The organism is Nocardia sp. JCM 34519.1 (assembly GCF_020361265.1).
Taxonomy (GTDB): Bacteria; Actinomycetota; Actinomycetes; order Mycobacteriales; family Mycobacteriaceae; genus Nocardia; species Nocardia arthritidis_A.
The window spans coordinates 225,170-235,404 of sequence record NZ_JAIRBR010000003.1 but is presented as its reverse complement, the minus strand read 5'-3'; the positions used below and the strand labels follow the sequence as shown (position 1 = coordinate 235,404).

Sequence of the window (10,235 nt, the reverse complement as noted above, 5' to 3'; positions counted from 1 at the left end):
GTCATGCCGTGCCGAGCTCGTCGTCCAGCAGGGCGAACAATTCGTCCGCGCTGGCGTCGGCCAAGTCGTCCGATCGGGCGGCGGGCTCCTGCTCACCCGCGGCCGTCCAGGTCGCGAGCAGGGCGCGCAGCCGTCCGGTCACGCTTTCCCGGTCGCCGGGATCCGGTTCCGCGGTGCGCAGCAGGGACTCCAACCGGTCCAGTTCCGCGTGCACCGAGTCGACATCGGCCACCCCGTCCCGCGGCAGCTCGGCGCCGATGAATCCGGCCAGCTCGGCCGTATTCGGGTAGTCGAACACCACCGTCGAGGGCAATCGCAGTCCGCTGCGGCGGCCGAGCCGGTTGCGCAATTCCACCGCGGTCAGCGAGTCCAGCCCGAGTTCGAGGAACCCGCGGTCGGCGACGATCGACTCCGCCGACGGGTAGCCGAGTACGACGGCCACTTGCTCCCGCACGAAGTTCAGCAGCGCTTTGTCGCGTTCGGCGCCGTCCAGCCCGGCCAGCAGGGCGGGCAGCATGGTGCCGTCATCCGCCGTGGACCCACCCAGCGCGACAGGTACGAGGTCGCGCAGCATGGCGGGAAGTTCCGCAGAACCTATGGCGCGCAGCGCCGTTCGGTCCAGGCGCAGCGGCGCGAGCAGCGGCCTGCCGGTGCCGAGCGCGGCATCGAACAGGGCCATGCCCTCCGGTGTGGACAGTCCGGTACCGAGCCGGCCCCGGTCGCGTCCGCCGAGTTCGCCCGCCATACCGGTGCCGGACCACATGCCCCAGGCCAGCGCGGTCGTCGGCAGGCCGAGCGCCGTGCGATATTCGGCCAACGCGTCCAGGTAGGCGTTGGCCGCCGCGTAGTTGGCCTGCCCGGGTGTGCCGAAAAGTGCTGCCGCCGAAGAGAACAGCACGAGGCGACACATCGGGAGAGACTCGGTGAGCCGGTGCAGATTGGCCGCGGCGTCCACCTTGGGGCGCAGCACCGCGTCCAGCCGGTCCGGCGTGAGAGATTCCAGCACGCCGTCGTCCAGGACGCCCGCGGCGTGTATCACGGTGGTGAGCGGCTCCGGAATGCCGGATAGCAGTTCGGCCAGCGCCGCTGGATCGGCGACATCGCAGGCCGCCACGGTGACGGCCGCGCCCAACTCGGTGAGCTCCGCGGCCAGGTCTTCGGCCCCGGGTGCGTCGGCGCCGCGGCGGCTGGTGAGCACCAGGTGACGCACGCAGTGTTCGGTGACCAGGTGCCGGGCCAGGTGTGCGCCCAGCGCCCCGGTGCCGCCGGTGATGAGTGCGACGCCGGACGGGTCGAATTCGGCCGGTCGCTCGACGGCCGGTGCGGCGACGAGCCGCGGCACGTACGAATTCCATTGTCGCAGCGCAACTTCCGGCTCGGCGGTAGCCAGCGCGGCCGAGAGCTGGGACTCGGCGTCGAGATCCACCAGCCGGAACCGGCCCGGATGTTCCGCCTGCGCGGAGCGCACCATGCCGCGCAGCGCGGCCTGGCCGAGATCGGTGAGTTCGGCGGCGTCCCGGACGGCCACCGCCGAGCGGGTCAGCACAACCAATTCGGTTTCGGCGAGCCGGGATTCGGCGATCCAGTCCTGTAACAACCCGAGCAGCCGGTGCGCCGCCGCGTGTACATCCGCCGGGTCCGCGCCGGTCGCGGGCGCGGGCGCGAGCACCACCTCCGGTGCGGGCGCGCCACCGTCCAGCGCGGCCCGCAGTTGCGCGAGGTCGGCGTACCGATCGCAGTCGATGGCGAGATCCGCGGCGCCGAGCACGGCCGGCCGACGCGATGCGGCCGCGCCGACGGGAATCTCCCGCCACTGCACCTGGAACAGCGAATTCGCGGTGACCGCGCCGAAGTGATCGGCCCGCATCTGCTTGAACTGGATACCGTCCACTTCGGCCACCGGAACGCCTTGCCGGTCGGTGAGCGAGAGCCGGATGGTGTCCTCGCCCGCCGCCGAAATCCGCACCCGCAGCGCGGTCGCGCCGGTCGCGAACAGCGAGACGCCCCGCCAGCTGAACGGCAGCCTGGTCACCTCGTCGGTCTCGTCGAGCAGGGACGCCGCGTGCAACGCGGCATCCAGTAGCGCCGGGTGCAAGCCGAAAGACCTTCGCTCGTCGGTGATTTCGGCCAGTTCGACCTCGGCCAGCACGTCCGGACCGGACCGCCAGGCGGACACCAATCCCGTGAACAGCGGACCGTAGTCGAAGCCGAGCTCGTGCAGCCGATCGTAGAAGCCGTTGAGCGGCAAGGGTTCCGCGGCGGCGGGCGGCCATCCTTGCGCCGGTCGCACTGCTTCGGCGGGTAACGCGGCGAGCAGGCCGGTGGCGTGCCGTCGCCACGGCTGGTCGTCGTCCCCGGTTCCGCTGTGGACGGTGCAGGGGCACTGCCCCGACTCGTCCGGCGCACCGACCGTGACCAGCATCGTGACCGGGGATTCGGAAATCACCAGTGGCGCTTCGATAGTCAGCTCCGCCACCGCGGGGCAGCCGACCCGGGCTCCCGCGTACAGGACGGCGTCGACGAATGCGGTGCCCGGCAGCAGCACCGTGCCGTGCACCGCGTGCTGCGCCAGCCACGGGTGGCTGGTCAGCGAGATCCGCCCGGTGAGCACCGTCTCGCCGGATGCGGGCGAGCGCAACGCGGTGCGCAGCAGCGGATGGTCCACCGGCTCCTGTCCTGGCCCCGCGCCATCCGAGGCCGACGCACCGGCCAACCAGTACCGCCGGTGTTGGAAGGGATAGGTCGGCAGTGGCAATTCCGGCACGGGAGGCAGGATCCGCGTCCAATCAATCGGTCCCCCAACGGAATACAGCCGCGCGGCGGCGGCGAGTGCCGTGCGGGACTCACCGTGACCGGCGCGCAAGGCGGTGACGATGGTCGTCGTATCCGATCGCTCCGCGAGGGTGCCCGCCATCGCGCCGACAAGTGCGCCGTCACCCGAGAGCTCCAGGAAGCGGGTGGCGCCCGACTCGGCCGCGGCCGCCACCGCATCGGCGAACCGCACCGGCTCGCGCACCTGGTTCACCCAGTAGTCGGGCGTCGCCCAATCCGCCGCGGTGGCGCCGGCCACGGTGGGCAGCACCGGTATCTCGGGTGCGGCGTAGGTCAATCCTGCGATGGCCGAAGCGAATTCGGCCGCGACCGGATCCATTCTCGGAGAGTGGAAGGCGTGGCTGACCTGGAGCAGCCGGGTTCGCCGACCGCGCTCGGCGAGTTCGGCCGCCATCCGCCGCACCGCATCGACCGAACCGGAGACCACCAGCTGGTCGGGCGCGTTCACCACCGAGACGACCACCGGATCGTCGCCGTCCGTCGCGAGCAGCGCGGCCACCTCGTCCTCGGTGGCCTGCAACGCCGCCATCGCCCCGCCCTCGGGCATTCGCTGCATCAACCGCGCCCGCGCGGCCACCAACACCGCGGCATCGGATAGCGACAGCACCCCCGCCACGTGAGCCGCGGCGATCTCCCCCACCGAATGCCCGATCATGACATCGGGCACCACGCCCCAGGACTCCCACAACCGGAACAGGGCCACCTCCACCGCGAATAGCGCGGGTTGGGCAAAACCGGTGCGGTTCAACAGTTCCGCGTCCTCGCCCCACATCACATCGGCCACCGGCCGCTCGGTCCACCGGTCCAGCTCGGCACATACCTCGTCGAAGGCGCGGGCGAAAACCGGGAAGGCTCCGTACATTTCGCGGCCCATACCGAGACGCTGACCGCCCTGGCCGCCGAACACCACGGCGGTACCGCCCTGTCGCGCGGTACCGCGCACCAGATCGTCGGAGGAGCCGTTGCCCGCCAACGTGCGGAGTCCGGCGACCAATTCGTCACGGGTGTCACCGAATACGACGGCGCGCTCCGGCAGCGAAGCGCGACCGGACACCAGGGACCGGGCCACCCGCCACGGGTCCGCGTCGTCGTCGGTCACCCGCTCCGCCAGCCGCCCGGCCGACTCGGCCAGTGCGGCGGAATTGTGCGCGGACAGCACCCAGACCGGCGGGCGATCGGCGGGAACGGCCGGCTGGTCCCGCGGTTCCGGATCGGGCGCCTGCTCCAAGATCACATGCGCGTTCGTGCCGCTGATCCCGAATGCCGAAACCCCGGCCCGGCGCGGACGATCCAGCGCGGGCCACGGCATGCGCTCGGCCAGCAGGCGGACCTGCCCGGCCGACCAATCCACTTGCGAGGTAGGGCGATCCAGATGCAGAGTCTGCGGGAGCTCCGCGTGCCGCAACGCCAGCACCATCTTGATCACCCCGGCGATACCCGCCGCGGACTGCGTATGCCCGATATTCGACTTGATCGCGCCGAGCCACAGCGGGCGATCCGCGGGCCGGTCCCGACCGTATGTCGCGAGCAAGGCCTGTGCCTCGATCGGATCGCCGAGCACCGTGCCGGTGCCGTGCGCCTCGACGGCATCCACCTCGGCCGGGCCGAGTCCGGCATTGGCCAGCGCGGCCCGGATGACCCGCTGCTGCGAGGGTCCGTTCGGCGCGGTCAACCCGTTGGAGGCGCCATCCTGGTTGATCGCCGAACCACGCAGCACCGCAAGGATTTCGTGACCGTTGCGGCGCGCGTCCGAGAGCCGCTCGACCAGCACGAGGCCGACGCCTTCACCCCAACCGGTGCCGTCGGCCGCGTCGGCGAACGGCTTGCACCGCCCGTCCGCGGCCAGCCCGCGCTGACGGCTGAATTCCAGGAAGGTTTCCGGTGTGGCCAGCACCGCGACGCCGCCGGCCACGGCGAGATCGCATTCGCCGCCGCGCAGCGTCTGCGCGGCCTGATGCAGCGCCACCAGCGCGGACGAGCACGCGGTGTCCACGGTTACCGCGGGCCCTTCCAGACCGAAGGTGTAGGAGATGCGCCCGGAGATCACCGCGGTGGCGTTGCCGGTGAGGAAGTAGCCCTCCGCACCCTCGGGGGCCTGCTGCGGATCGCCGCCGTAGTTCTGCGCCGACGCACCGATGAAAACGCCGGTTCTGCTGCCCCGCAACGATTCCGGATTGATCCCGGCGCGCTCGAACAGCTCCCACGCGACCTCGAGCAGCTGCCGCTGCTGCGGGTCCATGGCCAGTGCCTCCCGGGGTGAGATACCGAAGAGTTCGGCGTCGAAATCCGCCGCGCCGCGCAGGAAGCCGCCGGCGCGGGTGTACGTCTTGCCCGGCTTGCCCGGCTGCGGGTCGTACAACGACTCGACGTCCCAGCCGCGGTCGTCGGGGAATTCGCCGATCGCGTCGGTCCCGGACGCGATGAGATCCCATAACTGTTCCGGCCCGCCGACGCCGCCCGGGAACCGGCAGCTCATCGCGACGATCGCGATCGGTTCGTCGGTGCCCACCGCCGCCTCGACCGGTGTCTGCTGCCCGTCCGGCTCGGTGAGCCGCGTCTCGGCCAGCAGATGGTCGGCCAGCGCCTGCGGGGTCGGGTAGTCGAAGACGACGGTGGCGGGCAGCGCGAGCCCGGTCTCGGCACCGAGCCGGTTGCGCATATCCACCGCCATCAGCGAATCGAAGCCGACGTCCCGGAACGCACGGTCCGGCGCGATCGTCGCCGCGCCCTCGTGGCCGAGTACCGCGGCCGTATGCCTGCGGATCAGCTCGAGTACCACGCGACGACGGCCCGATGCCGCCGTCCGCTCGAGCAGCGCGCGCAACGCGGACCCGTCGGCATCGCGACTTCCCGTCTCGTTCAACACTTCTCGCACACCCGGCAGCCTGTCGAGTAGCGGTCGACGGCGGCCGGCGTTGAATCCGGCGGCGAAGCGCGGCCAGTCGACATCGGCCACCACGAGCGCGGTTTCGTCCAGACGCACCGCGCGGGCCAGTGCGCCCGCGGCGAGTTGCGCATCCATCGGGCGCAGGCCGATCCGGCGGAGTTCGTCGATGCCGTCCGCCGCCGCGAGGCCGCTGTCGCTCGCCCAGAGACCCCACGCGATCGAGGTGGCCCGAAACCCGCGCGCCCGCCTGCGTTCGGCCAACGCGTCCAGGTGGGCGTTCGCCGCGGCATAGGCGCCCTGCCGCACACCGCCCCATACGCCGGCGCCGGAAGAGAAGAGCACGAAGGCGTCCAGGTCGACCTCGGCCAACAGCGCGTCGAGATTGTCCGCGCCGCGGACTTTGGCCGAGAACACCTCGGACAGTTCGGCCGCGCCCAATGTCGCCAATTCGCAAGGGGTTCCGATACCGGCGGTGTGCAGCACCGCGCTGAGCGGGCGGCCCGCGGGCACCGCGGCGAGGACGCGGGCCACCGCATCCCGGTCGGCCACATCACATGCGGCGAACGTGACGTCCGTACCCAATTCGGCCAGCTCGGCGGCCAGTTCCCGGGCGCCCGGCGCATCGGCGCCGCGTCGGCTGGTCAACAGCAGATGCTCGGCGCCGGCCGCGGCCAGCCACCGCGCGATATGCCCGGCGACCGCACCGGTGCCGCCGGTGATCAGGACGGTGCCCCGCGGCCGCCACGGCTCGGCACCCGCCGGTTCCGGAGCAGGCACCAGGCGGCGTCGATAGCCGCCGCTCGAGCGGATCGCCAGCTGATCCTCCGCGTCGATTCCGGCCAGCGCCGCGGCCAGCCAGCCCGCGGACCGCTCGTTCAGCCGCTCCGGCAGATCGACCAGTCCGCCCCAGCGCTGCGGATGCTCCAGACCCACCACCCGGCCGAGACCCCAGAGCTGAGCCTGCCGCGGGTCCGGTGCGGCATCCGATCGGCCGATGGTCACCGCGTTCCGAGTCGCGATCCACAGCGGACACTGTTGCCCGTGCGCACCGAGCGCACGCACCAGATCCACCGTGCCGACGAGTCCGGCGCCGACCGCACCGTGCTCCGGGTGCGACCGCTCGTCCATGGCGAGCAGGGAGAGCACACCGGTGAATCGGGTGCTCGCGACGGTGGCCAGCCGCTCGGTGAGATCGTCTGCGAGCGCGTCGATTTCGATCAGCACCACACCGGCGCCGTGCGCGGCGATAGCGTCCACCACGTCGAGCGCACACCCGGCGGGATGCACCACCAGCCAGATACCCGTCAGCTCACCGTCCGGGAGCTGGACCGGTTGCCAGTCGATACGGTGCCGCCAGGCGTCCAGCGTCGATCGCTCCTTACGCTCCCGGCGCCATCGGGCGAGGGAGGGCAGCACGGCATGCCAGGAATCGCGCTGCTCGTCGGCGAAGGGAACGGTGGCCGACAGTGCATTCCAGTCCGCCTGCTCGACGGCGGACCAGAACTCGGATTCCTGGTGATCGGATGTACCGGCCGCCGCGACCGGTGCCGCGTCGACCCAGTAGCGGCGGCGGTCGAAGGCGTAGGTCGGCAGGGTTTCCGGACTTGCCGGTTCTGCTTGGGGGACAAGGGTATTCCAGTGCACAGGGAGACCGTGGGTCCAGGCCTGTGCGGCTGCTCGGAGAAAACCCTTGGCGCTGTGCTGATCTCGACGGAGGGTTTCGATTGCCACACCGGCGATTTGCTCGGCCTCGAGAGTGTCGATGATCGCGGTGGTGAGCACCGGGTGCGGGGTGATCTCCACGAAACGGGTGAAACCCTGCTGCGCCAACGTTTCAACGGCTTCCTGGAACCGGACCGTGGATCGGAGATTGTCCACCCAGTAAGCGGCATCCAGCTTCGCACCGGTCACCCAATCACCGGTAACCGTTGACAGCATTGGAATTCGACCCGCGTCACCGGTTGTTCCGGCGAGATCTGTGAGTAGTCGGTCCCGGATCATATCGACCTGCGGAGAATGCGAGGCATAATCCACCGGCAGCCAGCGAGTCCGCAGACCTTCGGCCTCAGCCGCAACCACCAACTCCGCCAACGCATCCCGATCACCCGAAACCACCGTCGCACCGGGGCCGTTGACCACCGCCACCGACACCCGATCCGACCACCGTGCGGTCAGATCCTGCACACGCTGCGCCCCGGCCGCGATCGACACCATCCCACCACGGTTCGACAACTCCTCAGCGATCACCCGGCTCCGGGCAACCACCAACCAGAACCCATCCCGCAGACTCAACATCCCCGCCACATGCGCAGCCGCGATCTCACCCTGCGAATGCCCCACCACCACATCAGGATTCACACCAACGGCTTGCCAGGTTCGCGCCAAACCCACCATCACCGCGAACAACACCGGCTGCACCACATCGACCCGATCCAACAACGCGTCATCGGTCAGCGCCTCGGACACAGTGACACCGCGCCACTCCCGCAACAACCCGTCACATTCGGCGATGGTGTCGGCGAACACCTCGCATGTCTCAAGCAATTCACGACCCATCCCGGTCCACTGGCTACCCTGACCAGCGAACACCCACACCACACGACCCGACACCACCGAACCCGAAACCGGTTCGGCCAACGCCGAATTCAGTCCATCGGCAACCGAATCATCGATGGGAATCAAGGCCACCGCACGCGATTCCAATCCGGCACGACGCAGCAGTGCCCGCGCCACCGCGGCCGCATCCAATCCGTCCTGTTCGGCACTCCACTGCGCCAGCACAGCCAACTGACCCCGCAACGCCACCGCACCACGAGCCGACACCGGCCACGGCACCACCGGCACCTGCACGACCGGCTCGACCTCATCCGACGATTCCGTCTCCGGCTCGGGAGCCTCTTCCACGATCACGTGCGCATTCGTGCCGCTGACCCCGAACGACGAAATGCCTGCCCGCCGTGGATGATCCGTATCCGGCCACGCCCGCGCCTCGGTCAACAACGACACCGCACCGGCCGACCAATCCACATGCGAGGACGGCGTAGTCACGTTGAGCGTCTTCGGCAACACCCCGTGCCGTATCGCCTCGACCATCTTGATAATGCCGCCCACACCGGCCGCAGCCTGGGCATGTCCGATATTGGATTTCAACGACCCCAACCACAGTGGCCGATCGGCATCCCGACCCTGCCCATACGTTGCCAGCAGTGCCTGCGCCTCGATCGGATCACCCAAAGACGTTCCGGTGCCATGTCCTTCGACGGCATCTACCTCCGACGCGGCCAAACCGGCCGACGCCAACGCAGCCCGGATCACCCGCTGCTGCGACGGACCATTCGGCGCGGTCAAGCCGCTGCTCGCACCGTCCTGATTCACCGCCGACCCGCGCACCACGGCGACGACCGGGTGGCCGTGCTCGCGCGCGTCCGATAGCCGCTCCACCAACAGCAACCCGACACCCTCGGCCCATGCGGTACCGTCGGCATCGTCGGAATAGGACTTGCACCGCCCATCGGGCGACAATCCGCGCTGCCGGGAGAATTCGACGAACGTATCGGGAGTCGCCATCACGGTAGCCCCACCTGCCAAGGCCATATCGCACTCGCCATTGCGCAACGCCTGCACAGCCAAATGCAACGCCACCAACGATGACGAACACGCCGTATCGACCGTTACCGCCGGACCCTCCAAACCGAACACATAGGAAATCCGGCCCGAAGCCACACTCCCCGCACTGCCGCTGCCCAGATAACCCTCGAATTCACGCAGCGAATCGGCGCGCGAATCGAGCCGGGAACCGTAGTCGTTGTACATCAGCCCCGCGAATACGCCGGTTCGACTGCCCCGCAACGAAGTTGGATCCAACCCGGCCCGCTCGAACACCTCCCACGCCGTCTCCAGCAGCAGCCGCTGCTGCGGATCGACCGTCAGCGCCTCTTTCGGCGCGATACCGAACAGATCGGCGTCGAACTCCGACGCGTCGTGCAGGAAGCCGCCCTCGCGCACATATGACGTGCCGTACCGCTCCGGATCCGGGTCGTACAGTCCGTCGATATCCCAGCCCCGGTCGTCGGGGAATCCGGAGATGGCGTCGCGCCCCTCGGAAACCAACCGCCACAAATCTTCCGGGGAGGCCACCCCGCCCGGAAACCGGCAGCCCATCGCAACGATGGCGATCGGTTCGGTGCTCCTGGCCTCGATATCGCGGAGGCGCTGCCTGGTCTTGTGCAGGTCGGCCGATACACGCTTGAGGTAGTCACGGAGCTTGTCCTCGGTCTGCATGAAGGCAACCTCTTCGAAATTCGGGCTACGACGGAATATTCGCTGGCTGTTGAACCGGCCGTCTGATATGCCGATGATTGATCGACGCATGAGCCGGTTCACCTGGATCGACGCTATTTGCGTCGTATGTATCGGAACAACCCCTAGCCGCCCCTAAGCTAGACCGGCGATACTCGGCGGCTATATTCGGCCGAATCACGCAATAGGCCGGTGCTTGTTATCGAAATTCATCGAT

1 protein-coding gene is annotated in these 10,235 nt (G+C 69.3%); it reads right to left on the bottom strand.

The genetic code is table 11. The features are described from left to right. Position 1: 1 nt before the first annotated feature. Positions 2–10,000 carry a type I polyketide synthase gene (locus LGY53_RS10555; protein ID WP_225726472.1) on the bottom strand — a complete coding sequence of 3,333 codons (9,999 nt, stop codon included), beginning with the start codon at positions 9,998–10,000 and terminating at the stop codon, positions 2–4. Positions 10,001–10,235: the final 235 nt, after the last annotated feature.